This is a genomic window from Shewanella sp. SM87 (assembly GCF_025653705.1).
GTDB classification, from domain to species: Bacteria; Pseudomonadota; Gammaproteobacteria; order Enterobacterales; family Shewanellaceae; genus Shewanella; species Shewanella oncorhynchi.
The window spans coordinates 80506-102983 of the sequence record NZ_JAKKSC010000006.1 but is presented as its reverse complement, the minus strand read 5'-3'; the positions used below and the strand labels follow the sequence as shown (position 1 = coordinate 102983).

Sequence of the window (22478 nt, the reverse complement as noted above, 5' to 3'; positions counted from 1 at the left end):
AAGGGGATGCTTGTAAAGTATTCACATAGACGCCAGCCGAGTAGGCTATTAGCGTCATCTTACTCTATGTGTTTCGTCGTATTTTTTAAAAAGAGTTATCTAAAAGTGTAAAGCAAGTTGAAGGTGGTGATGGTATCCATGGGTTGGCTTCCTTCTGGTACCACTTCAGTGTATTTGATGTTCATACCGATCTTAAATGCCCAATCTTGGAACACCAGATTTTTATAGTTCATATCTAAGGTGAGGGTGTTGTTGTTCTCGCCCACTTCCGCGGTGAGATCGGCATTGAGACTGCTGTATTCCTGTAGTTTTTGAGAGAATTTGGCAGCGGTACGAAGAATGACATCTTTTTCGGCATCAGGGTTGGGAATGGTTACCGACTCTGCAGGTAAGTTATATCGATAACCTGGGCCGAACTCGAGACTGAGTTTTGTTTTATAACTACTGATAGCATTGAAACCGTAACCACTCGAAAGCGTTGATATTTGCGTGTAACTACCGAATTGATCCCAAGTAAAATCACCACGTCCGAAGACATAACCCTTAGTCAGTTTATAGTTCGATTGTAACTGTAGCTCATATTTTTCGGAGGTTGTTTGACTTTTTTCTGAGGCAAAATAGGCTTTTAGTGTGGCTTCTTGCTTGGTTTGCTTTGTATCGTAAATCAGTTGGGTTCGACCATTAAAACTGCTGGATTCGGTATTGCCTGTGTTCAGTTGCAAGCCAGCTTCGATTTCCGCGGTAAAATCGCTGGGCGGTTCCTGATAATCAGGTGGAACAAGCGCAAGCGCAGGAAATGAAAGGAAAAACAAACTGATTGGCGCAATAACTTTTAGCATTATGTTTTATTCTTGGTTAGCTGATTTCAGACGTCCGAATATAGGCGAACCGCCATCATACCTGTATTGATTGGCGAGGCAAAGTTATTGCTTGAGTTTCTGGCTTGCTTTCTGTACTATCCTCGCGCTCAAATCAGTCACTATTTTTCGTTCCTTGCCTCCATTTGGTTTGACTGAGCCAATACCGAGGCTACATAACCGTAAGGAGCAATAAATGCGTCATTACGAAATCGTATTTATGGTTCACCCAGATCAAAGTGAACAAGTACCAGGTATGATTGAGCGTTACACAGGTGTTATCACCGAAGCTAACGGCACAATCCACCGTTTAGAAGATTGGGGCCGTCGTCAACTGGCTTACCCAATCCTTGACCTGCATAAAGCTCACTACGTTCTGATGAACGTTGAAGCTAAAGCAGAGACGATCGAAGAGCTAGAAACAGCTTTCCGTTTCAACGACGCAGTTCTGCGTAACATGGTAATGCGTACTAAAGTTGCCGTTACTGAAGCATCTCCAATGGCTAGAGCTAGAGATGAGCGCGATTCACGTCGTGGCCCAGCTGGCGAACGCTCATATGATGAAGCTCACGCTGAAGAAATCGCTGAGTAAGGTAATCTGTGACCACCAATAACTTGGTGTTGTCAGGAACGATAACTCGTTCAAGACGCTTTAAAAGCCCAGCAGGTATTGCACACAGTGTAATTATGTTGGAACACAAATCGCAGCGTTATGAAGCCGAAATGCTCCGCAACGTCTACGTACAAATTCAAGTGATATTGAGTGGCCCACGCTTTGAAAGCGTCGCAGAAGATCTGAAAGCAGGTGTGGAAGTACAAGTGCAGGGCTTTATGACGCTTCAACAGGGGCGTAATGGTCAGAACCGCTTAGTCATCCATGCCGAAAATGTCGAATTGAAAACTTAGGAGACTGTCAACATGGCACGTTATTTCCGTCGTCGCAAGTTCTGCCGTTTCACCGCTGAAGGTGTTGCAGAAATTGATTACAAAGATATCGTTACTTTAAAGAACTACATCACTGAAAGCGGCAAGATTGTTCCTAGCCGTATCACTGGTACTAGTGCTAAATATCAGCGCCAACTAGCTCGCGCTATCAAGCGTGCTCGTTATCTTTCTCTACTGCCATACACTGATTTACATCAGTAATTGCAGTATTCCTAATCGAATATAGAGGATTTGATAATGAACGTTATTCTGCTTGATAAAATCGCTAACCTAGGCAACTTGGGTGACCAAGTTACTGTTAAAGCTGGTTACGCTCGTAACTACCTTTTGCCACAAGGTAAAGCTGTTGTTGCTAACGAAAGCAACGTTAAAGTATTTGAAGCTCGTCGCGCTGAATTAGAAGCTAAATTAGCTGCTGAATTAGCTGCTGCTAACCTACGTGCTGAGAAAATCACTGCACTGGAAGCTGTTGTTATTGCTTCTAAAGCGGGTGATGAAGGCAAACTGTTTGGTTCAGTTGGCAACCGTGACATCGCTGATGCAGTGACTGCTGCTGGTGTTGAGCTGGCTAAATCAGAAGTTCGTTTACCATTAGGCGCTCTGCGTACTACTGGCGACTTCGAAGTTGAAGTTCAGTTACACACTGAAGTTAAAGCTGTTGTTAAAGTTTCTATCGTTGCAGAAGCTTAATTACTCCTTGCTTTAATCTTAAGAGAAACACCGCTTCGGCGGTGTTTTTTTATGGCTGAAATTCAGTATTTAGCTGTGGTCAATATGGTTTGATATTGGTTTGCTATGGATTAATACCAATCACATTAAATATCTAATCAGTTCAGAGCCTCACAGGCATCTCAATCCAAGGCGCATTGACGCAGAAATGGTTATTCCCTTTTAAGTCAATGCAACACGGGAGTGGGATACCTGTGAGGCTCCCGAAGGGCGGCTGATGTTAACGGCATGGCAAAGCGCTTTATACTGCGTTTAAGGCTTTCGACAGAGCACCACTATGCCTTCAAGCCTTCGCCTTGTCTAAAGCGCTTTGAACTCCCGCTGAATTAACAGATATTTAATACGATTGGTATAATGCGGCAAGTGATATGTCTACTCATTCAGTCTCAAAGCGTATCCGCCTTTAAAATACTAGCCCAAATAAAAGCCGCTCACTGTCATGACAGTGAGCGGCTTTTGACTAGATGGGTTAAATCCGTGTTTGGCTCAGAGTATTAATTTCTCACTAAATCCAATTCTTGGATTAAGTTATCGGCATGGTCCACTTCATCCATCATCCACAGGATATAGCGAATATCCACGTGCACTGCACGGGTGATGGTTGGGTTGAAGAACCAATCTTTAGTGATAGCTTCATAGGTTGAGTCGAAGTTAAGGCCCACTAACTCACCTTTTCCGTTGAAGACTGGTGAACCAGAGTTACCACCTGTGGTGTCCACGCTGGATAAGAAATTAACCGGTACTGAGTTAAATTCCTCTGGTTTATCTAAACAAGAGAAGAGTCTGCAAATCCAGCTTCGGGGATCTTGATAAACCGACTTCACCAGATGATCGCCAAAACGTTGTTCGCTAATCGCATCGAGGAGTTTTTTCGGCGCATTATAGGGCTCAACGCCTGTGTGTTTTGCGACTATGCCATCAAGACGAGTAAACGGCTGTTTATAGAGCGCATCACGTGATTGATAACCATCAACCATGCCATAGCTGATCCGTAGCGTACCGTTGGCGTCAGGGTAGACTGGCCAGTTGTTTGCTTTGTAGTATTCGATCACAGCCGCCATATAATCAGGGCGAGCACTAGATAGCTTGCCGTCTAAGATTTTTTCTGATTTTTCCTGTGCCATATTCGTGTCGTAAAGTGCTACGGCTAAACGAATAAAGGGATCTGCACTGGTTTCGAAAGCGCTAGCATCGGCATTCATCCACGCAAGGCGCTTAGCTTGGTCTGTGAGCGTAGTGAGTGAGTACAAACCATCGAGTTTAGCTGCGAGATCGGCATCTTTCGTGTTCACATTTAGCATCTCATCGAGTGCTGCTACGCGATTTGATTGGCTAAGGTAAGCATTTAAATCCTGTAGCCACAAAGTCTTATCAACAGTGACATCAAAACTTGAATCGATACGTTTAAGACGTGAGCTTAGCATAGCAATATCACGTTCTTGGTAGCCTTGCTCACGCTCGGCATCGGGCTTTTGTTTTTCTTTAGCAAGACGGTAGAGGCTGTTTGCTGCGGTTAACAATGTGCTAGATTGAGCATTGGTAAAGTAGTAATTACTTTGGAATGCTTGTTGTTGCTCGGCGAGTAACACTTCTAACTCAGCAATGAGATTTTGATTTAGCTTAGGGTTTTGTTTAAGCCAAGCTAAAAAATTATCTTCACGGCTTTGCTTAATGCCAATGATATCCGTTGCTTTAAAACCCGCTAATAGGCCGTTGAGTTTCTTCATCCGGTTGGCCATTGAGGCCATATTACCTGCGTACTTAATGGCGATATCGGCATCTTTTTGTCCCATAGCCTCGATAGTATCAATCTGTAATTGATAGCGCTTAGCTTGGGTTGGGTACAACCAATCACTGGCAAATTTAAGTTCACTGGTCAGATTGTAACGGCTAGTCGTGCCTGGGTAACCCGCCACAAACACGCCATCACCGGCTTTTACGCCATCGGCATTGACCTTAAGGTAGCTCTTTGGTTGGTAAGGAATGTTATCGTCGCTATACGCGGCAGGTTTGCCATCTTTACCAACATAAGCCCGTAGGAAGGCAAAATCACCCGAATGGCGTGGATATTCATAGTTATCAATATCGCCACCATAGCCCCCAACACTTTCAGGTGGTGCGTAGACTAAGCGCACATCGCGGATCATCAATTGCTTGATTAAGTAGTATTCTAAGCCGTTATGGAAACTGCGCACATTACAACGATAGTTAGCATCGGCTTCACAGCTTTTGATGAGCGCTTTACTGTGATTTTGAATGTCTTCGTAACGACTTAGCGGGTCTTGGCTGAGGTCTTTATTGATTTGCTCGGTGACATTGGTCACTGCTTCTGTGATGTATAAACGTTCGTTAGGACCGGCAGAGGGCTCCTTGTCCATCGATGTTGCTAAAAAGCCTTGTTCTAGGTAGTTATGCTCTTGCTTAGTGTTATATTGTATCGCCTTGTAGGCACAATGGTGGTTTGTCACAACTAGCCCTTGGGGGGAGACAAAACTGGCGGTACAATAGCCCAACCCAACCACGGCGTTCATTGGATAACTTGTCAGATCGGCCAGTTTTTCTGCCGGAATATCGATTCCGCGTTCACTGAGTTTGTCTGCAATTGAAGGCATTTGATAAGGTTGCCATTGTCCTTCGTCGGCAGTTGCTATGCCGGATGTCAGTACTAAGGCCGCAACCAATGCAATACGCATGTTCTTTCCTTATTGATTGTTAGAGTGTCCGTTGGAATGAAATAACAGGCGAGTGTAAACATCCTGTTTGCTTGACGCGGGTTTTATATCATATTTTGTTAAGTTGTTGGAAATCGGGAGCGTTAATGTCACAACAAGGTGCTTTTAAGCCTAAAAGTAAGCCAAGAGATTTGCAGCTTGATGGACTCAAGCTGCCACCGCATTCAATTGAGGCTGAACAATCGGTATTAGGCGGCTTGATGTTAGATGCCGAAGCGTGGGACAGGGTCGCAGAGGCTGTCGTAAAAGAGGATTTTTACTCTCGCTCACATAAGATGATCTTTTCTGCCATGCACAGATTGGTCGATTTAGGGCAACCGATCGATTTGATCACTGTTTCTGAACAGCTCGAAGTTGAGAACCAATTAGAAGATGCCGGTGGTTTTGCCTATTTAGGTGAGATTGCGAAAAATACCCCAAGTGCGGGTAATATTTTATCTTACGCTGAAATCGTCCGTGAACGTGCTGTCGTTCGTGACATGATCCGCGTCGCGCATGAGATTGCCGATGCGGGCTATAACCCAGAAGGTCGGGACTCGGGTGAATTACTCGACCTGGCTGAGAGTAAAGTATTTAAGATCGCCGAGATGCGAACCAATGCTAATGAAGGTCCCGAAGGTATCAAAACCATTCTGGAAAAAACCGTCGATAAGATTGAACAGCTTTACAATAACCCCCATAACGGTGTGACTGGAGTATCGAGTGGCTTTAACGATTTGGATAAGATGACCGCTGGCTTCCAGTCCGGTGACTTGATTATCGTTGCGGCGCGTCCTTCTATGGGTAAAACCACCTTTGCGATGAACTTGTGCGAACAGGCCGCAATGAATGAAGATAAACCCGTACTTATTTTCAGTCTCGAGATGCCGTCCGAACAGATTATGATGCGTATGCTGGCCTCCTTGGGTCGTGTTGATCAAACTAAGATCCGTACTGGTCAACTCGATGACGAGGATTGGGCGCGGGTTTCATCGACCATGGGTATCATGCTCGAGCAAGGCAAAATGTATATTGATGATGGTTCGGGATTAACCCCGACAGAAGTTCGCAGCCGCGCGCGTCGTATTGCCCGTGAGTACGGTGGTTTATCTATGATCATGATAGATTACCTGCAGTTAATGCAGGTGCCCGCCTTAAAAGATAACCGTACCTTAGAAATTTCTGAAATTTCACGCTCGCTGAAAGCATTAGCCAAAGAGTTGGAAATCCCGATTATTGCCCTGTCGCAGCTTAACCGCTCGCTCGAACAAAGGGCCGATAAACGTCCTGTTAACTCGGATTTGCGTGAATCGGGCGCTATCGAGCAAGATGCGGATCTCATCATGTTTATTTATCGCGATGAAGTGTATAACAACGATTCTCAAGATAAAGGCACGGCAGAAATCATCATTGGTAAGCAACGTAACGGCCCCATTGGTCGGGTGCGGCTCACTTTCCAAGGGCAATTTTCGCGTTTCGATAATTATGCTGGGCCGCAGTTTGAAGAAGATTAATTGACGTTTAAAAACAGTCAGTTTGCGTTTGCAGAAGATGAGCTGTATTGATGTATTTTTTATATCCGTGACTTTTTATTTCCTGAGTAAACAAGGTAAATTTTGAACCCTTTTCCCCGTGCAGAAATTAGCAGTAGTGCACTGCAAACCAATCTCGCTGCGTTGCGTCAACAGGCACCAGCGAGTCGTGTGATGGCCGTCGTTAAAGCGAACGGTTATGGTCATGGATTATTGAATGTCGCTAATTGTTTAGTCAATGCCGATGGCTTTGGCCTAGCACGATTGGATGAGGCCTTAGAATTACGAGCGGGCGGCGTGACAGCGCGTTTATTGTTACTAGAAGGTTTTTTCCGTGCCACCGATCTCCCGTTACTCGTCGGGCATGATATTGACACTGTAGTGCACCACAGCTCTCAGCTTGAAATGTTAGAGCAAACTGTGTTGTCAAAACCTGTCACTGTCTGGCTTAAAGTGGATTCAGGCATGCATCGTTTAGGTTTTACGCCCGAACAATTTTCAACGGTTTACGCAAGGTTAATGGCCTGTCCCAATGTGGCAAAACCGATCCATTTGATGACACATTTTGCCTGTGCGGACGAGCCTGAAAACACCTATACCTCAGTACAGATGGCGGCTTTTAATACGTTAACGGCAGGCTTGCCCGGATTTAGAACCTTAGCAAACTCTGCTGGTGCTTTGTATTGGCCTCAGAGCCAAGGCGATTGGATCCGTCCTGGTATCGCACTCTATGGTGTATCTCCTGTTACTGGTGATTGCGGTGCGAATCACGGGCTAGTTCCTGCGATGGAATTGGTATCACAGTTGATTGCGGTACGGGATCATAAAGCCAATCAGCCAGTGGGCTATGGTTGTTTCTGGACCGCGAAGCAAGATACCCGTTTAGGTGTCGTGGCGATTGGCTATGGTGATGGTTATCCTCGCAATGCACCGGAAGGCACACCCGTGTGGGTCAATGGTCGTCGCGTACCCATAGTAGGCCGCGTCTCTATGGACATGTTGACTGTCGACTTAGGCCAAGATGCGCAAGATAAGGTTGGCGACAGTGCTTTGTTGTGGGGTAAAGCATTACCCGTTGAAGAAGTCGCTGAACATATCGGTACTATCGCTTATGAATTAGTCACTAAGCTCACCCCAAGGGTTGCGGTTTGCTTAGCTTAACCCTGACAAATGGAAGTATTTGGGGACACTTTTTAGCAAGAAAACGGTGATTAAACACCGTTTTCTTTTATGTAAAGTGTCAGGATGAATAATTGCCTCTACACGAATGGTTACTGCAAATAACACTATGAATTATAGTTATTTGTTAGCGAGAGAAGTGTCGAACCTGTAGGGCTGAGATAAGCGAAATAGTGGTTTGCAGTTCACCGTTGGCGACGCAATATGTTTTGGACCTGAGGATGAAGCTGTGCTGAACTGGTGTTAGGCGGCAAAATAGACGATAAAAATATCTCAATTCAGGTTACGGTAAACCAGCTGTTCTGATCTTTGTTATCTGGCTTTAAAAAAGCGAATGAAACATAAGATCCAGAGCGACAGGATATTTAATGTATTTTGAGCTGACTGGCTTGATGCATTTAAGCTATTAGTTTTCAAAACATATTTCAATATAAGCAGTACCATGCGGGCTTGTAAATGGCATGATAATCTTAGTGCCATTAGCTTTATGGGAAATAGTATGGCCTTTTCCTGATACGACCATAGGAGTGGCCATTTCAAATTCATAGCCTTTTTGACCCAAAAGATTTTTTGCGCCACCAGTCACCATATTCGTAATTTCGCCTACTAAGTCAGTCACTTCCTCGTTAATTTTACCCGGGTTTTCGCCCAGCATATTCTGCATTATCTGCAAAACAAGCTTTTGTTCGAAGGTAATCGACAGTGATCCTTTTGTTTGGGGTCCAACAAGACCTATTAGGCCGGATACATCACCTTTAGCTAAGTTATCTACTTTGATTTGGGGTTTGCCCGGCGTCAAATCCATGCTCGCCATCGTAGATATGACATTGAGCAAAGATTGGAGGAAAGGATTAATAAAATTAACGTTCATGCCTAAGTTTGTCCTCTTTTGAGCCTAAACCATGGAGTAATGGCATTGCTTAAGGCTATTAGAAAAGTTGCTTATCGACAGCAATCTTGATCACACTCTATCAGCTTAGATGAGACAGCTATAAATGTGAGGCTAATTTAAAGATATTCTTATCATTTATCTGAGTTATAGGCCGCTAAAGCTCCATATAACCGTGTCCTTTATTGTTTAGACCGTTTTGTAGATGGTTCATAAGTTTGCTTGGAAGACGCTTATCGTCAAATAGCGTTGTTTTACGTCTCATACACACAAAAATGGGCTGCATTAGCCCCATTCATAGTGGCTCATGAGTGCCGATGCTGCAAAGTTTTTTAGTCTTTTTATGGAGTAACTCGACTTTTATTTGCACTTGAACTTGTGAGAAGGCGTTGCTACTCAATTCTCTATCCCATCGCGTCTTACGTAATCCCATTTTATATGGCTATTTTCGGCATTGTGGAGTGCTATCAAAAAGGCGTCTTGGCCTTGAGTGTCTTAGCTGACTTTGTAAAAGTACGATGTTCGCTGTAAACTGTCTCACTTTTTGCTTCACCCTAACGACGCATTTGTAGTGTGTTGTTCAGTACGTGTTTTCAGGTCAATTACTGGGAACACCATCTTGAGCGCTCAATCTTATAATTTGGGATACCTCACAGGATGCCCGGCAATTAGACAAATGCACAAATGTGTAAAAACAGCTTAAAATGTGAGTGTAATGATTCAATCTAAAATGAGTAAAACCCCAGTTATATCAACTATTCCAATCGATAGAACCTTTTCCATTGCGCCCATGTTGGATAGGTAAGATTTTAATTTAACCATTTGATTTATATAAAGTGGTTAAAAGTGTGGTTCACTATAGGATCACCGATTTTAAAAAGTTGTTTTATGGTTCCCCGCTGGTGATATGATTACTCAATAAACATTGAGGTGATCTATGGATAGAAAATCTTTAATAATACTCGCGCTGGTGTTAACGAGCGGTCCTACTTTTTCGGCCTTTGCCGAAGTCTATAAATGTGCTGATGGAAAATATCAGGCCGATCCTTGCGATGAAAACAGTCAGCCAGTTGATTTAAGTGGTGTCGGTAGCTTTATTAAAAGCAGTGACAGCATTTCTCAATCAAGCGTGAGTTCAAACGCGACTTCTGATAAGAAAAAAGAAATCAGTACCTATATCGAAAAACAACGCATTGCCCGAGAGATCACTCGGCTTGAGGGTGATCGTAAGCGGGTGATTGCGGCGCGTGATCAGCGCTTACGTAATCTGCGTGAAAGTCGACAGTATGCGAATAACAACTTAGCCGGTGCAACGTGGCAGCAAAGCTTAGCTCAGGAACAAGTCGCTGCAGCGCAAGAGGCCGACACGCTGGTGTCATCTATCGATCGGCAGATTGAGCAGCTTAAAGACGAGTTAAAATAGTGCATGTACGTTTTTCCTGATTGTGTATTTGGTAAAGTACTGATAAATTTCATGTATTACAGTTGATTAGCTGTATCGCGTTTTTTACTGGCTAATGAGGTTAACGCGCATGCGCACTAAGACGTTATGTTTCCAAGGAAATTGTGTGCCATATATGCTTTTCAAAAAATGTGTATTTATAATTTCTCTTTCAATAATATCTGTCTCGTGTGCGCCTGTAGTTAGAGATTACTACAAGCCAATATATAGCGAAGGAGTTACACACAGTAGTGGCTGCGGAAGCTCTGGCCCTGCGGATGAAATATCAATACAGCTTAGTGGGGGAGTTGAGCTCGTAGTATCTAGCTCTAGTTCTGCAAAAAACGAGAGGTTTAATAATTTTCATTTTACAGCTTCAATTCATGCTCCATCTGGAACATATTTTCAATTTGAGAGCGACGAAATTGTCATTACTGACAATACAATAAACAAAATGTGGAATGTAAAAATTACTGAATTAATCACACGGACAGATAATATTTCAAATGCTAATTCTGGTGAGTCCACTAATAAGGATGAATATCTCCGTGTAATTCCAACATCAAAGATAAGTGGTAATACCTTTTTCGGCTATAACACACTATTCGGTAAAAAGTATTTTAATTCTGGTGCGTCAATAAGTATTTTTTCAAGAGATATTGAGTATAAATTGGAAAACTACTCTATCCAGTTACCATCCATTATTATAAATGGTAAAAAATATATTATTGAACCTATAGGATTTTTACATGTGCGAAGCATAGGAATAGACCCACTAAATTGTTAACATAACAAGCTGTTCCAGCGTCGCTCCGGCACTTCGTGCCTGCGCTGGACAGTTTTAAACACGCGGTTTTATGGTTTTGCTGCGCAAAAGTATTCCATAAAACTACAACTTAAAACCCGCCGCTGAACTCGGCGTTAAGTTGCAAAGGGAATTTGACACTGATGAGTAGTACAAAAGTATGGATGATAATCTTAAGTATTACTCTGCTTTATCCCGCATTTTATTGCATCCATGGAGTTTTAGTTACCCTTGATACAATAAACCCAAGGAGCCATGAAGGTAATCTGATCATTGGCATAATGTGGATGTATTCATCAATTGTCTGGATCCCATACTTTTTAATCCTTGGTTTTAACTGGAAGAAGTTATCCAACGCTTTTAAACTGTTTTGTTCATTCTCATCAATTGTAATTTTTGGCTGTGTTATTTACTCGCTTACAACAAGTTAGCAGCTTAACAAGGTAATTAAGAACGGACCCGTAACAGTTGGCTAGGTTTCGCTTCGCTTCACATTTTAGCCAACTATTACTTGTCCGCTTATTGCGGCGTTAGGGCTCAAATATGAATCGAGCATTGGGTAAAGTATTCAAAAGCGAAACTTGCGTTGAGTACGGCATAATCCGAAATGCCAAGGAGCCATTCCCTGAAGTCTTATCAACTTCGAATGTCCTTGCCGAAGACGATTGCGGTAACTATTTCGTTTTGCTTAACGAGGCTGTGTGCTTCTGGGATCACGAAACAGGAGATTACGAGTTTCTTTCTGAGTCAGTAAATGATTTTGTTTCTAGGTGTTTTGCTCCCGAAGAAGTTGAACTAGAGCCTGGCCAGGTAGAGTCGGCTTGGATTGATCCCGAGTTTGCTAAGCAATTCGGCATCAAGAGCAAGCCCTAACAAGCGCATGTTTCGGACAAATTTCCGCTGTGCTCCAATTTGCCGCAAATGCGGGCGTTAGAACTACTAATCAGGGATGGGTGTATATGTTACTAAAAGTGTTGTTCTCTCTCAGTTTGCTATTGAATTTTTACCTCATTTTTTGGTTCATTAAGAATAGTTACACCATCGAAGCTCACCCTAAATTAAAGCGTGATAATTTTGTTTTATCCCAATTTGTGAACAGCTCACTTTCTAAAGACGAGCTTTTAATGATTGCAAAATCCAAATTAGGTATTGAGAAAGTAAAAGAACAATATAATCACCAATCATGGGACGATAAAAAATTTGCATCGTCTGTAATAATCGAGGGCATTAGCTTCTTTTTCAACGAAAAAGATGAATTAATGCAAGTAGACCACTCGTACAAAGCGTGTTCACCTTTATGGGTAAGGGAGTTTTAATAAACAAATTGTGGTCTAAACGTAAACAACACGCTGCATATTCGAAGCGTTAGCCCCCACAAATCTAAAAACTGAATCCGTACTGTGTCCGTACAAGTTGCGCTGTGGTTGTTTAAACTTTATACTCCAATCCATTACGGATTAACTCCGTACGATAGGAGGTATTATGGCTACTGCAAGACTTGATATCCGTTTGGATGAAGAGATCAAAGCTAAGGCTGAGAAAGCATCGGCTTTGCTTGGTTTAAAAAGCTTAACTGAATACGTTGTTCGCTTAATGGACGAAGATTCAACTCAGGTGATTGCTGAGCACGAAAGCATTACTGTTAAAGCTGATGTATTCGACCAATTCATAATGGCTTGTGATGAGGCTAAGGCCCCGAACAAGGCATTGCGTGAAGCGGCTGCATTTACTAAACGTGGTGAGTTTAAGTGAGTTATTCCAAGACTTTTAAAGAATTGGATAAATCACAACACGATAGAGCATCATTTGACTGTGGCGAAGCAGAGTTAAACGATTTTATCCAAACTCAAGCAGCGAAACACATGCAAGCAGGTATTAGCCGCACAATGGTTTTACCTGCTGCTACGCCATTACCCAATCAAAAATACCCAATTTGCTCATTTTATACTATCGCACCAAGTTCAATTTGCCGTGATACCTTGCCGCAAGCCATGGGTAAAAAGTTACCACGCTATCCCATTCCGGTCTTTCTGCTTGCTCAACTTGCTGTCCATAAAGAGTTTCATGGTAATGGGTTAGGTAAAGCTAGCTTAATCAAAGCGCTAGAATATCTTTGGGAAATTAACGCTCACATGCGAGCTTATGCCATTGTGGTCGATTGTTTAACTGGCCAAGCTGAATCATTTTACGCTAAGTATGGTTTCGAGGTTCTTTGTGAAATCAACGGTCGTGTAAGAATGTTTATTCCAATGAAAACAGTCGGTCAGTTATTCACTTAACTACTAGCTCCCCGCCTTACCTGTCGTGCTGCCTATTCCTCACATTCGTGCATAGAAACTGTTTTTTGTATTCATAACAACTCAGTCTTAGATGCTGTTATGTATACAGTATTATTCGATTTGATCACATTTCACGGATTATAACCAAATATAGTTGTGCGCACTTATAGGGCTGATTCCAGTTTATACTATTTTTAATCAATGACTTATTGAAACGCGGCTTGAGATAATAGGTTTAGAACTCGCGCAACAGTGTTTTTCTGCATGGTTTCTTTGTTAAAGAACTGATAACTTTCTTTTATTACAAGTAATTAACTATGCGCGTTTTTACTGGTCTAATAGGTAAACGCGTGTGAGCACTTTTAAGACGTTATGTTTCACTGGAGCACGCATGAATTATTCATTTCCAGTAGCAGCCTTGGTTGCAGTATTTCTTGGGGCCTGTGCCAATCCGATCAACCGCGCTACTTTCGACAATTACTCAGAAACATGCGCAGTTGCCGAAAGTAACGGCCGCCTCGATGTTGCTGAGGAGGCTTGCTACCGAGCACTGGTAAATACCGATTGGGGCAACCTCGGCCCAGAGCTAAAATCTCAGGCGCTTTACAACCTCGGCCGTATCAAGCGGGGTATATCCAAGTTCGGAGAGGCCGAACAACTGTTCAAGGAATCGTTGGCAATAGAAGATAAGTTGCCTGTTCCTTCCGAACAAAAGATCGGTCGTCGTCTTCTTGAGTTATCTGTTAGCCTCGCCGCCCAAGACAAGTGGTCCGATGGCGCCCGTTATCTTGAGCGTGTGCTCCCATTGACCGAAAAGTTTTCCCCGCGTGAACAGGCTTACGCCAGCGAGGTATTGTCCCAATATGGTAGGCACTTAGCTGCTGGTGCCACCGATAGTGATCTTGCTGCTCGCTTTGAAGCAAAGGCAAAGGCGCTCCGGTGAACGTGAAACATAATCTTGCAGTCGAGCGGACCTGCGCGAAAAGCCGCGCAGGCCGCTCACTTCCATGTTAGGTGTATCTAGAGTGTGGCGAATATCATTACTTTCTTTTGTTTTAATTGGCTGTTCATCAACTCCACCAAAAGGGTGTGAGTTTGATCTTAACGGTTGGAATAAGGTGATAGACATTCCAGTGTCATTGCAATCAAAAAATAAAAAAAACATTACGCATTGGTATGTAAATCACGACGGGGATTATTTCTTCTGTGAAAATTTTGTAGATAGTAATGTTTGTGGTCAAAACTTTGAAATACATTATAAAAAACAACATGGTAGTTATAGTTCGGATTCTATAATGTGCATGCAATAATACACCTAACAAGCCAATTAAGTGCGGGACTGCTAAAGCTTGGCTCAGTTTCGCTCCGCTTCACAGTTTAGCCAAGCATTATCAGCCCCTTATTGGGGCGTTAAATGCCCCAAGGAATCAGAGTGTTTGCCAAGAGATTCTTAGATGAAAATTATGATTGCGCTGAGTACTTATCAAGGTACGAGGGTGGCCATTATGATGAGCAGTCTTTCTTGCAGTTAGTGCTTCCGTTAACTGATGTCACTATAAGCAATGAACATCAGCACTTGGTTATTGGTCATGCCGGTGCTGATGGTATTGAGTTTTGTTACCGTATCCATAAGCCTGGGGTTTGGGCTTTCTATCCAATTGAGGGTAGGTTTCAAAAGGTTGCAACCAATATTGGCCAGCTAGTAGAGGGGTGGTCCAATGGCACCATCAAAGTATAAGCATTTAACAAGCAAAGGCAGCATCGCCCCTGTGGGGCAGGACCTCGCAGGGGCGATGCTTTGGACGTCACACCGCCTCCTTGTCCTTAGGTGCAAAGAACAGTGCGACGGGGCCATCTTCGGTGTCGTGAACACTCAGTAAGAATGAGCCGGCTTTGTCGCAAACGGGGTGCCAGTCGCTGATATCGTTATCGCCCTCGTCAAAGTAGCGCTCGATGAGGTTTTCAGGGGCATCCATTTCAAACCAAATCGCCACAAACTCGCCACCGTTTTCGGCTGCCCATGCTTCACACTCTGCGCGGGTTACGCCTTCATCCCACTCGGGCATATCTGGATGGGTCCAATAACCTTCTTCACGTTCTACTGTTGCTGCTTGTATCGGGTTCATGCTGTTTCTCCTTTTATCCTGAGTTTTGATTCTGCGTTGAGTGCGAATACTTCGGCGTCGGCTTGGCCGAAGTCGCTGCACTCGATGGCGTTAAAAGACTTACAAATGCCCCAACCGTGGTAGTTATTGGGGGTGTACTTCACTTCGATTTGCTGTTGATCGCACATCAAGGTGAAGTAGGGCTTAGATAGCGTGACCACACCCGCTTTAGTGCTGAACGTATTCATGCCGCCTCCTTGTTTTGGTTGTCGCTTGTTTGGCTGACTGGCGGATGACAGGGCAGTCGCATTGGGTGATATCGGTACGAATACACTATGGTGCGGCTAATGCCCTTGGCGAGGTTGGTTAAGCCGTTGCCCAATGCTTGCCAGTACAGACAATCTAACGCGCCGAGTGCTAGCGCGATTTTGATGCTGTCGCCCGTTGTAGCCTTGAGTAACAGGCTTAACTTATGGCTGCGGTAATGATTTAGCAGATGGCGAAACGCCGCTGATTGAGTCATTTAGGCCACCTGCTTCGGTTGCAAAGGGTCTGATTGCAAATGAGCCGATTGCAGCTTGGCCCAGTCGATGGCTTTAATGGCCTCGACCGTGGCGGCGATTTGCTCTAGCTTCTTTTGCCCGCGCATAAAGTTTGACAGTTCAATGCCGTGGCGAGCCGCCGCGCGTTCGGCGGGTAGGGCGCTGGTGTAATGCAGCGTTAATGCGGCAATCACCTCGGGCGAACTAATACGGGTAAGTGACAGCAATAACGCAACGCGCTCTTGTGATTCAAAGCCCGGGAGTAAATGGTTCATACGCTATTCCTTCCTTTTGAATCAGCAGGGCTAAGCTGCGGCTTCGCCGTTAAACACCACCAGATTGATGATGGGTTTCTTGGTTTTGGGGTTCACCTTGTCCGACAGCTTGTGATAGCGAATATGCACATCGCGGTGGGCTTCTTGGGTCATGGCTAACACGATATATTGCTGGCACAGCGCGGGCGTCGATAACGAATGCGACAGGCGTTGTGGCTTCATGGTTTCAAACAAGTGTTGCGCCATATCATTCAACTTAGCTTGGTACTCGTCGGGGCTCAGTTGACGGCGGTTAGGGTGCGCGCCTACTGAGGTGCTGCACTTTTTGGCCGCTTGATTTTTCGCTAAGGTCATGGACACGCCGTAAACAAAAAACATAGATACCTCCCCACTGAGCCGCTGATTACGCTAAGTTGATTTGATCTTGCTTGGCTGCGTCGCGTTGCTTGTCGAGGTATTCGGCAAGGTCGGTGACATTGACCATCCAAGGCGCTTTGTTGCTGTTACTGGTGCGAAAGGCGGCTAAGGGCAAGCGGCCGGCTTTGGCATAGTTGGCCGCGGTACGCGGTTCGAGGCCAAAATACTCTTTGCTGATTTGATCCAGTGGCACTATCACTTTGTTGAACTGGGCCATAAGCAAAAACGCGGTGTTGATGCCTTTCATGTTGGTTGCTCCGCTTGGGTGAATTGCAGCGGATGCACGTTAGTGGCCGCCTGTTCGTTACGCCACACCATCACCTTGCCGTACAAACCTTGTTGGGGCTCGGTAAAGCGCAGGCAGAAGTTGAGCCCGAGTTCACCTGTGTGGCGGATGAACTGGCGGTAAAACGCAGGGCTTGGGTGGTGATAGGCAAAATGCTTGACCAGCTCGGCGCAACGGGCTTGCACCCGTGGGCAATCCATTGGGTCGGTGTGGCCCTTGGCTAGCGCCATCAAGCAGGCAAAACGTATTGCAACCAGTAGACGAAACTCATCGCGTTGCTTAGGTGTGGTGTGAACTTTCGCTAGAATCATTTCCCTGTCCTCGATAGTGGGTACAGGTCTAAAGATAAGTTAACTTATCTTTATCGTCAATTAAAAAGTAAACTTATTTATACTGTTTTTTGCTTTGATGGTCTTTTGAACGAGTGATAATGTAGAGTAAGCGATTGAACAAAGGAGGGTTTTATAGTGATTTTAAAAGGATTTTATAGCTATACTATTTTTTGTTTGATGGTGATATTGACGTCGATGCAAAGTACGAATGCCACAATCAATAAATGCAATATAGACGGTAAGCTAGTTCTTCAAGAATATGAAGCAAATGGTAACTTTGGGCTTGAAATTGAAATAGATGGATCAAAAAAGTCGAGAGTCTTCTAGTTGCGGAGCAGTATGTAACCCTAGTAGATGACTTTGTGAGGTTCAAGTTCTTTATGAAGAGGGCTTCACAGCGTGGAACGAAAGTTAGCTAATAATAAATGCGATAATTTTCGTATGAGTAAGAGTTTGTTTTTACAATCTGATATACTGTTTTTACATACAGTACGCTAGAGGCGAATATGAGAAAAAATAGACTACAGCTAGGGGCGAGGCTATCGCTTTTTATTGTATCCTACCTACCACTATTTTTTATCATGTGCATTGTACAGGTTTTTAATTATTCTAACTATCTGAATTGGGGTGGTTTTTCGCTTAAGTCTTTAGCTATTTTCTGTAAATACTTTGGCGCAGTATCTGTACTTTTTTGTCTATCAGTTATGGGTGTAATTGGATTCTTTATATTTTTAAGTAATGTAAAGCGTAGATGTAGTACCAGTGGCAGAACGGTAAAGGTAATAGATATTGAAAATAAAAATAGTGAATCCATTAGCTACCTTTTCACTTACATCATTCCATTTGTGTTTCAAGACTTGTCAGTGATAACTAATGTGATTTCAATCACTACTTTATTGATCGTAACGTGCTTGATCTATATTAATTCAAGTATGATACTGATAAATCCAACAATAAGTATAAAATACACATTATATCAAGTTACTTATCTTGACATTGAAAGTAGCAAGAAACGAAGTGGGATGTTCTTAACATCATCAAGATATTTAGATGAAGATGACATACTCGACATTGAAGATGTTGGTCCGAAACTATTTTATGCCCAAACTATAAAGGAAAGTTAATGCTAAAATTAGAAGAGCTTTTAGAGTATGCAGAAGATTTAAAAGAAGATAAAAAATCGAAAGTATCACTTTATTTTGTGACACGTCACTTAAAAGCAGGGATGCGCCAAAGCGCAACGCTCACAGATAAATATGATTTTGATTTGGTAAAAGCGCCAATATCACCTGATATAGCTGAATTTTTCAGAGCTACACTATCTAATCAAATTTTGTCCCATGCCTCAAAAGATGACATTGAGATGAAAAAGTATACTGTTATCGATGACGATATTGATAACAAAATTTACACTTATGCGATGAATAATGCCATATCATTTGCTAGTGTTATAAATATAAACATGATATCAAGTAAAATACCTGAGCTTACGGATTTATCTGATATAAAAAATGACTTATGGGCCTATTGCATAAAAGTGCAGCAAGGACAGGATTTTACATATTCATTTAGAAAAATTGGAAAAGGTAAAGTCACTACAAATGAACCACAAGGCATGATTCAAAAAATATCAGCGATGTTCGACAAAACTGGTGGTGAATTAAAGCAGTTTGATGGAAAAATTGTAAGTTTTGATGACAAAATTGACTGTATATATATTCAAAGCGAATTTTATGTTTTCCATAAAAAGAGCTTTGAGTCAATAGTAGGGCTTGAAGCTGAATTTACCGAGGCTGCACAAAAAACGCTAAATATAATTAAGGACTTTGGCTTAGTTGAAGGGCTTGAAATTGTTGAGCAGGCAATGTTGCATAAACCATCGCTAAGAAAAACTCTTGCACATATAGCTGAAAAAGGTAATCACACTACGCTTGATCATAATGAAGTCCAATCAATGAATGAGGTACTTAAAAGATTCCAAGGTAAAGAATTCAAGACCAATGATGAAGGGAAAATCGTTATTGAAACTGAGTTGGATGGTAAACATTTCTTAAAGCTACTTAATGATTATTATAAACAAGGTATGACAACAAAAAAATACTATGCGACTGACAGTGGTAGTGTTGTTAATCCAGCTACCTAGAGTTAGCGTTATGATTAATCCAAAGAAATGCGGCAAGTAAGATTACTTGGCTTGCTGCTAGCTTTGAAATATTAATTATTTCTTTACCAGAAGATGAAAGTTTTCTAATTTTATTTAGCAGAGTTATAGCCATGAATATTATTAAGATTTAAGTTAATTAGGGTTGCATTTTTCAATATGTTCCCAAATTTTTTCACAGTACTTTATTAGCTCTGGAGTGAGTTTCCATTCGGTAGCAGGATCTTCCATAATAGAAATAGCAGTATGACAAAATTTTACTTTATCTTTTATTGTTCCGCCATTATCTTTGAAGAAAAGGCGTTCACTCGGATTTTTACTTACATATCTTTCTAAAATAGAACCTATTCCTTCTGAAACATGTAATACGTTTTGTGTTAGATCGAATATTTCGAATTCAGCATCCCCTTTTTTGATAAAGGAGCTCCAACGTTTATTTGCTGCTTTTTCTACAATTATTGCAGGAATATGATTCTCTATTTCTTTAAAATCCAAGAGTAAAAAGTTTTCTTGCAAGTTTTTTTCTAGAACAGCTACGAGGTCTGCTTTCCGCTCTATATCTCTATCAGCAATTAATAAGATGTTAGATGTAAGTGATTTGGCTTTAGTCTGATGGTTTTCAGTTTGATTGCTATTGTTAAAGTCCCAATGAGTAATATTACTACCTTGATATTCTGTGAAGATATAATGTAGGTTTTCTTTATAGTTTTTAAGTTTTAATTTTTTTACTGACTCATCTAAATCGATTAGATATTTATTCATGAATGTTGATAAATATAATTTGTCAGTAATGCCTTCAACCCATATTGAACAGTTTGCGAGTAAAACTGAAGATGCTCTTACGCCTAAATCTGCTAGCATTGCAGATTTATCTGACAGACTATCGATATAGCTAACTTCATTTTCATTATCAATCGTTTGGTAAACACGATGCAAGCTAATGCAGTCAAGTTCTTGTGATATATCCATAAAATGATTGGAGTGAGTAGTAATGAAATACATGTGTTTTGGGTGTTGAGTAAATGCATTGATGAGTGCTCGTTGCATTCCTGCATGTAAATGTTGTTCTGCCTCTTCAATGAAAAATGCTGTTGGCTTTTCGGCCATAAATAGCTTAAATGTAAGAATAATAATTGACTGCAAACCATCGCCCAAGTCTGCAATCCTACGTTCTTCTTTATCACCCTCTTTCAAATAAACCATATCTTCATTAAGACGAGGAATAAGAGTTATTTGATTATGGCTGAAGAAGTTTGCGGATAGATAATCTTCAAATTTTCGTATTCTTTGTCTTTCTAGGTGTGTTCCTAATAATGCTGCTTTAATTTCAGTATAAATAGTATAGCCAGTAAATATGTTTTTAGGTCCGAAATAGTTACCTGGTAACTTTGAAAAATAATCTTTCTGAGTTCTTTCAAGATAAAGATCAATATCTTGACTCAAAGGGCGTAGACCTCTAAGTAGTGGTATGTAAATTTTGTCGAATTCATCAAAGTTAATGCTTTCAAAGAATTTAAGGTTTTCAATTTTTAGATATTTATCTAAAAACTGTTCAGTAAAAGTGTCTAAATCATCATTGTCAAATGGTTTTTTATTATTATGGGAGTTTTTTGCTATTGCAGTTATTATTGTTTGCTTTAAGTTTTTTATCGTTAAATCTTTATTTAATAATTTTTTGAAATTATTTATATCTACTGAGTAAATACCTCTTAAATTGAGTTCGTCTTCATTAGATTTATCTTCGATATTTGTAATTATTTCATGTGGATTTTGTCCAACGATAGCAATATCGAATTTTGTGCTACTCAAAGTGGAACGTAATAGTCTGCTTTTACCAGAGTTATTTTGTCCAATAAAAAAGTTAATCTTTTTTAGATTGGTTAGATGCCAGTATTTATCATTTGATTTGAACTTATCGCTATCGAATTTTTCGAAACGTAAACCGCAAATATAATCTGAGTAGTACAGATCATCAGACATAGAGAACTCTTTATTAAATTAGAACTGAATACCAAAATACTTTGCCGATCACTTTGACCTGTTTTAATTGGTTAGCATTGAGGCGTTCGTCGGGGTATTCGTCGAGGTTGTAGCTGCGTAGACGCAGGCCACCACCGGGGAGTTTGTAGAGCATTTTGACGCGCATCATGCCATCGTGATTAATAGCGTACATTTTACCATCAACGATTTCGGTGGCTGAGGTATCAACGCCCACCGTTGAGCCGTGGGGTAATACGGGCTCCATGCTGTTGCCATTCACTTTGACACAGGCCGCATGATCCGTGTTCACACCTTGGCGCTTAAGGCTGCTTTTGGCAAAGCGTAGCTTAGGACCTTTATACTCAACACCTTCTGCAATGCCTTCGCCCGCTGAGAGTTCGATATCCACGTAAAAGGGGATTTCAACCTCATCATCACCCAGTGGACTATCGTTGTCCCATAGATCAAAACCGCCAGCCCATTCAGCATTCGACTCAGGCTTCGAAGCGACCTGTCCATTTAGAAGCCAGCTGAGATCACATTTTAATGATTTCGCCAGAGCAAATAAATTTGCGCCTTTTGGGGCTGTCTCATCTTTTTCCCACTGTGTTACCGCAACAGCAGAAACCCCAACTAAAGCACCAAGTGCTTTTTGGGTGATACCTAATTCTTTACGCTTTTCGCGTATGCGCTGACCGAGTGTTTTCATGTAAGTGATCTTATCTTTTGTTGACATAAGTTTCCTTTCTTTCTATTGTGTAAGAAAACTTATTTGTTCAGTGTGGAGATCTACCATGACAAAAGATGATGCCGTCAAATTTTATGGTTCTCAAACCAAGCTAGCTCAGGTTTTGAACATCAAACCTTCTGCAATTAGCCAGTGGGGTGAAGACGTTCCCGAACTGCGCGCTTATCAAATTGAGCGCCTAACTGATGGCGCACTCAAAGTTAACCCCGTCGTTGTTTTAGATAATCCTGAGTCGGCGAGTGTGGCTTAGGTTCACTGTAGGTTG

29 protein-coding genes are annotated in these 22478 nt (G+C 42.1%); 17 read left to right on the top strand and 12 right to left on the bottom strand.

The window, feature by feature from the left end; genetic code table 11:
- Positions 1-95: 95 nt before the first annotated feature.
- On the bottom strand, positions 96-839 hold the full coding sequence (locus L5M11_RS06770) for a YdiY family protein (RefSeq protein WP_219255974.1): 744 nt from the start codon (positions 837-839) through the stop codon (positions 96-98).
- A 214-nt stretch (positions 840-1053) separates the two neighbouring features.
- Here L5M11_RS06770 and rpsF point away from each other — a divergent pair, with 214 nt between their 5' ends.
- Genes rpsF through rplI form a run of 4 tightly spaced genes read left to right on the top strand, consistent with a single transcriptional unit; the run spans position 1054 to position 2492 of the window.
- Entirely contained in the window at positions 1054-1449 is a 396-nt protein-coding gene (gene rpsF / locus L5M11_RS06765) for a 30S ribosomal protein S6 (protein ID WP_105251410.1), read from the top strand.
- 8 nt (positions 1450-1457) lie between these two features.
- Entirely contained in the window at positions 1458-1763 is a 306-nt protein-coding gene (gene priB, locus L5M11_RS06760; protein WP_105251411.1) for a primosomal replication protein N, read from the top strand.
- Positions 1764-1775: 12 nt separating this feature from the next.
- The gene (gene rpsR / locus L5M11_RS06755; protein ID WP_006083042.1) at positions 1776-2003 is read left to right on the top strand and encodes a 30S ribosomal protein S18; all 228 of its coding nucleotides are present in this window, start codon (positions 1776-1778) and stop codon (positions 2001-2003) included.
- Positions 2004-2039: 36 nt separating this feature from the next.
- The gene (gene rplI, locus L5M11_RS06750) at positions 2040-2492 is read left to right on the top strand and encodes a 50S ribosomal protein L9 (protein ID WP_113939970.1); all 453 of its coding nucleotides are present in this window, start codon (positions 2040-2042) and stop codon (positions 2490-2492) included.
- A gap of 533 nt (positions 2493-3025) precedes the next feature.
- Here rplI and L5M11_RS06745 read toward each other — a convergent pair.
- Complete coding sequence (locus L5M11_RS06745; RefSeq protein ID WP_263185667.1) at positions 3026-5224, bottom strand: S46 family peptidase; 2199 nt, start codon at positions 5222-5224, stop codon at positions 3026-3028.
- A gap of 125 nt (positions 5225-5349) precedes the next feature.
- Between L5M11_RS06745 and dnaB the strand changes: the two genes are divergently transcribed.
- Positions 5350-6756 carry a replicative DNA helicase gene (dnaB, locus tag L5M11_RS06740; RefSeq protein ID WP_105251415.1) on the top strand — a complete coding sequence of 469 codons (1407 nt, stop codon included), beginning with the start codon at positions 5350-5352 and terminating at the stop codon, positions 6754-6756.
- 102 nt (positions 6757-6858) lie between these two features.
- On the top strand, positions 6859-7935 hold the full coding sequence (alr, locus tag L5M11_RS06735) for an alanine racemase (RefSeq protein WP_263142828.1): 1077 nt from the start codon (positions 6859-6861) through the stop codon (positions 7933-7935).
- Between the two features lie 424 nt (positions 7936-8359).
- Here alr and L5M11_RS06730 read toward each other — a convergent pair whose 3' ends face one another.
- On the bottom strand, positions 8360-8824 hold the full coding sequence (locus L5M11_RS06730) for a chemotaxis protein CheX (protein ID WP_105251417.1): 465 nt from the start codon (positions 8822-8824) through the stop codon (positions 8360-8362).
- A gap of 955 nt (positions 8825-9779) precedes the next feature.
- On the opposite strand from L5M11_RS06730, the gene L5M11_RS06725 reads away from it, so the two are divergent.
- The 8 genes from L5M11_RS06725 (at position 9780) to L5M11_RS06690 (ending at position 15105) form a co-directional block, all read left to right on the top strand.
- Positions 9780-10265 (top strand): hypothetical protein, encoded by a 486-nt coding sequence (locus tag L5M11_RS06725; protein ID WP_263191714.1) that lies wholly within the window; start codon positions 9780-9782, stop codon positions 10263-10265.
- Positions 10266-10419: 154 nt separating this feature from the next.
- Complete coding sequence (locus L5M11_RS06720; RefSeq protein WP_263191750.1) at positions 10420-11070, top strand: hypothetical protein; 651 nt, start codon at positions 10420-10422, stop codon at positions 11068-11070.
- Positions 11071-11631: 561 nt separating this feature from the next.
- Positions 11632-11961, top strand: a complete 330-nt coding sequence (locus L5M11_RS06715) for an SMI1/KNR4 family protein (protein WP_263191713.1) — start codon at positions 11632-11634, stop codon at positions 11959-11961.
- 86 nt (positions 11962-12047) lie between these two features.
- Positions 12048-12404 carry a hypothetical protein gene (locus L5M11_RS06710; protein WP_263191712.1) on the top strand — a complete coding sequence of 119 codons (357 nt, stop codon included), beginning with the start codon at positions 12048-12050 and terminating at the stop codon, positions 12402-12404.
- A gap of 166 nt (positions 12405-12570) precedes the next feature.
- Positions 12571-12840: a DUF1778 domain-containing protein gene (locus L5M11_RS06705; RefSeq protein WP_012586779.1), complete on the top strand. Its 270-nt coding sequence runs from the start codon at positions 12571-12573 to the stop codon at positions 12838-12840.
- Positions 12837-13367: a GNAT family N-acetyltransferase gene (locus L5M11_RS06700; RefSeq protein WP_263191711.1), complete on the top strand. Its 531-nt coding sequence runs from the start codon at positions 12837-12839 to the stop codon at positions 13365-13367. Before L5M11_RS06705 ends, L5M11_RS06700 begins: the two co-directional genes overlap by 4 nt.
- 391 nt (positions 13368-13758) lie before the next feature.
- Positions 13759-14310 carry a tetratricopeptide repeat protein gene (locus tag L5M11_RS06695; protein WP_263191710.1) on the top strand — a complete coding sequence of 184 codons (552 nt, stop codon included), beginning with the start codon at positions 13759-13761 and terminating at the stop codon, positions 14308-14310.
- A gap of 471 nt (positions 14311-14781) precedes the next feature.
- A complete protein-coding gene (locus tag L5M11_RS06690) occupies positions 14782-15105 on the top strand; it encodes a hypothetical protein (RefSeq protein WP_259582316.1) in 324 nt (107 codons plus the stop codon).
- Positions 15106-15172: 67 nt separating this feature from the next.
- Here L5M11_RS06690 and L5M11_RS06685 read toward each other — a convergent pair whose 3' ends face one another.
- From L5M11_RS06685 to L5M11_RS06655, 7 genes are read right to left on the bottom strand one after another with little or no spacing between them, the layout of a single operon-like run.
- Positions 15173-15493, bottom strand: coding sequence for a hypothetical protein (locus tag L5M11_RS06685; protein WP_263191709.1), 321 nt, complete (start codon positions 15491-15493; stop codon positions 15173-15175).
- Positions 15490-15720 carry a hypothetical protein gene (locus L5M11_RS06680; RefSeq protein ID WP_263191708.1) on the bottom strand — a complete coding sequence of 77 codons (231 nt, stop codon included), beginning with the start codon at positions 15718-15720 and terminating at the stop codon, positions 15490-15492. Before L5M11_RS06680 ends, L5M11_RS06685 begins: the two co-directional genes overlap by 4 nt.
- Positions 15717-15995, bottom strand: a complete 279-nt coding sequence (locus L5M11_RS06675) for a hypothetical protein (protein WP_168825293.1) — start codon at positions 15993-15995, stop codon at positions 15717-15719. Before L5M11_RS06675 ends, L5M11_RS06680 begins: the two co-directional genes overlap by 4 nt.
- Positions 15996-16289, bottom strand: a complete 294-nt coding sequence (locus tag L5M11_RS06670; protein WP_259582312.1) for a hypothetical protein — start codon at positions 16287-16289, stop codon at positions 15996-15998.
- A gap of 30 nt (positions 16290-16319) precedes the next feature.
- Positions 16320-16667, bottom strand: coding sequence for a hypothetical protein (locus tag L5M11_RS06665; RefSeq protein WP_011847795.1), 348 nt, complete (start codon positions 16665-16667; stop codon positions 16320-16322).
- Between the two features lie 25 nt (positions 16668-16692).
- Entirely contained in the window at positions 16693-16953 is a 261-nt protein-coding gene (locus tag L5M11_RS06660) for a pyocin activator PrtN family protein (protein ID WP_006082040.1), read from the bottom strand.
- The gene (locus L5M11_RS06655) at positions 16950-17303 is read right to left on the bottom strand and encodes a hypothetical protein (protein WP_263191707.1); all 354 of its coding nucleotides are present in this window, start codon (positions 17301-17303) and stop codon (positions 16950-16952) included. Before L5M11_RS06655 ends, L5M11_RS06660 begins: the two co-directional genes overlap by 4 nt.
- Positions 17304-17830: 527 nt before the next feature.
- Between L5M11_RS06655 and L5M11_RS06650 the strand changes: the two genes are divergently transcribed.
- Positions 17831-18448 (top strand): hypothetical protein, encoded by a 618-nt coding sequence (locus L5M11_RS06650; RefSeq protein WP_263191706.1) that lies wholly within the window; start codon positions 17831-17833, stop codon positions 18446-18448.
- Positions 18448-19467 carry a DUF4868 domain-containing protein gene (locus tag L5M11_RS06645; protein WP_263191705.1) on the top strand — a complete coding sequence of 340 codons (1020 nt, stop codon included), beginning with the start codon at positions 18448-18450 and terminating at the stop codon, positions 19465-19467. Before L5M11_RS06650 ends, L5M11_RS06645 begins: the two co-directional genes overlap by 1 nt.
- 153 nt (positions 19468-19620) lie before the next feature.
- On the opposite strand, the gene L5M11_RS06640 is transcribed toward L5M11_RS06645, so the two are convergent.
- Together L5M11_RS06640 and L5M11_RS06635 are read right to left on the bottom strand one after the other, a co-directional pair.
- Positions 19621-21465: an ATP-dependent nuclease gene (locus L5M11_RS06640; protein ID WP_263191704.1), complete on the bottom strand. Its 1845-nt coding sequence runs from the start codon at positions 21463-21465 to the stop codon at positions 19621-19623.
- 13 nt (positions 21466-21478) lie between these two features.
- Entirely contained in the window at positions 21479-22201 is a 723-nt protein-coding gene (locus tag L5M11_RS06635) for a helix-turn-helix transcriptional regulator (RefSeq protein ID WP_263191703.1), read from the bottom strand.
- A 58-nt stretch (positions 22202-22259) separates the two neighbouring features.
- On the opposite strand from L5M11_RS06635, the gene L5M11_RS06630 reads away from it, so the two are divergent.
- Complete coding sequence (locus L5M11_RS06630) at positions 22260-22463, top strand: Cro/CI family transcriptional regulator (protein ID WP_012196666.1); 204 nt, start codon at positions 22260-22262, stop codon at positions 22461-22463.
- The last annotated feature ends 15 nt before the right edge of the window (positions 22464-22478 follow it).

Bases quoted from the DNA above. Each gene is read 5' to 3' on its own strand.
- L5M11_RS06655 (WP_263191707.1), bottom strand. From the start codon at position 17,303: ATGATTCTAGCGAAAGTTCACACCACACCTAAGCAACGCGATGAGTTT.
- L5M11_RS06665 (WP_011847795.1), bottom strand. From the start codon at position 16,667: ATGTTTTTTGTTTACGGCGTGTCCATGACCTTAGCGAAAAATCAAGCG.
- L5M11_RS06640 (WP_263191704.1), bottom strand. From the start codon at position 21,465: ATGTCTGATGATCTGTACTACTCAGATTATATTTGCGGTTTACGTTTC.
- L5M11_RS06745 (WP_263185667.1), bottom strand. From the start codon at position 5,224: ATGCGTATTGCATTGGTTGCGGCCTTAGTACTGACATCCGGCATAGCA.
- L5M11_RS06635 (WP_263191703.1), bottom strand. From the start codon at position 22,201: ATGTCAACAAAAGATAAGATCACTTACATGAAAACACTCGGTCAGCGC.
- L5M11_RS06670 (WP_259582312.1), bottom strand. From the start codon at position 16,289: ATGAACCATTTACTCCCGGGCTTTGAATCACAAGAGCGCGTTGCGTTA.
- L5M11_RS06660 (WP_006082040.1), bottom strand. From the start codon at position 16,953: ATGAAAGGCATCAACACCGCGTTTTTGCTTATGGCCCAGTTCAACAAA.
- L5M11_RS06650 (WP_263191706.1), top strand. From the start codon at position 17,831: ATGAGAAAAAATAGACTACAGCTAGGGGCGAGGCTATCGCTTTTTATT.
- L5M11_RS06695 (WP_263191710.1), top strand. From the start codon at position 13,759: ATGAATTATTCATTTCCAGTAGCAGCCTTGGTTGCAGTATTTCTTGGG.
- L5M11_RS06725 (WP_263191714.1), top strand. From the start codon at position 9,780: ATGGATAGAAAATCTTTAATAATACTCGCGCTGGTGTTAACGAGCGGT.
- L5M11_RS06675 (WP_168825293.1), bottom strand. From the start codon at position 15,995: ATGACTCAATCAGCGGCGTTTCGCCATCTGCTAAATCATTACCGCAGC.
- L5M11_RS06705 (WP_012586779.1), top strand. From the start codon at position 12,571: ATGGCTACTGCAAGACTTGATATCCGTTTGGATGAAGAGATCAAAGCT.
- L5M11_RS06680 (WP_263191708.1), bottom strand. From the start codon at position 15,720: ATGAATACGTTCAGCACTAAAGCGGGTGTGGTCACGCTATCTAAGCCC.
- L5M11_RS06730 (WP_105251417.1), bottom strand. From the start codon at position 8,824: ATGAACGTTAATTTTATTAATCCTTTCCTCCAATCTTTGCTCAATGTC.
- dnaB (WP_105251415.1), top strand. From the start codon at position 5,350: ATGTCACAACAAGGTGCTTTTAAGCCTAAAAGTAAGCCAAGAGATTTG.
- L5M11_RS06685 (WP_263191709.1), bottom strand. From the start codon at position 15,493: ATGAACCCGATACAAGCAGCAACAGTAGAACGTGAAGAAGGTTATTGG.
- rplI (WP_113939970.1), top strand. From the start codon at position 2,040: ATGAACGTTATTCTGCTTGATAAAATCGCTAACCTAGGCAACTTGGGT.
- L5M11_RS06645 (WP_263191705.1), top strand. From the start codon at position 18,448: ATGCTAAAATTAGAAGAGCTTTTAGAGTATGCAGAAGATTTAAAAGAA.
- L5M11_RS06630 (WP_012196666.1), top strand. From the start codon at position 22,260: ATGACAAAAGATGATGCCGTCAAATTTTATGGTTCTCAAACCAAGCTA.
- L5M11_RS06710 (WP_263191712.1), top strand. From the start codon at position 12,048: ATGTTACTAAAAGTGTTGTTCTCTCTCAGTTTGCTATTGAATTTTTAC.
- L5M11_RS06720 (WP_263191750.1), top strand. From the start codon at position 10,420: ATGCTTTTCAAAAAATGTGTATTTATAATTTCTCTTTCAATAATATCT.
- L5M11_RS06715 (WP_263191713.1), top strand. From the start codon at position 11,632: ATGAATCGAGCATTGGGTAAAGTATTCAAAAGCGAAACTTGCGTTGAG.
- L5M11_RS06690 (WP_259582316.1), top strand. From the start codon at position 14,782: ATGCCCCAAGGAATCAGAGTGTTTGCCAAGAGATTCTTAGATGAAAAT.
- rpsR (WP_006083042.1), top strand. From the start codon at position 1,776: ATGGCACGTTATTTCCGTCGTCGCAAGTTCTGCCGTTTCACCGCTGAA.
- rpsF (WP_105251410.1), top strand. From the start codon at position 1,054: ATGCGTCATTACGAAATCGTATTTATGGTTCACCCAGATCAAAGTGAA.
- L5M11_RS06770 (WP_219255974.1), bottom strand. From the start codon at position 839: ATGCTAAAAGTTATTGCGCCAATCAGTTTGTTTTTCCTTTCATTTCCT.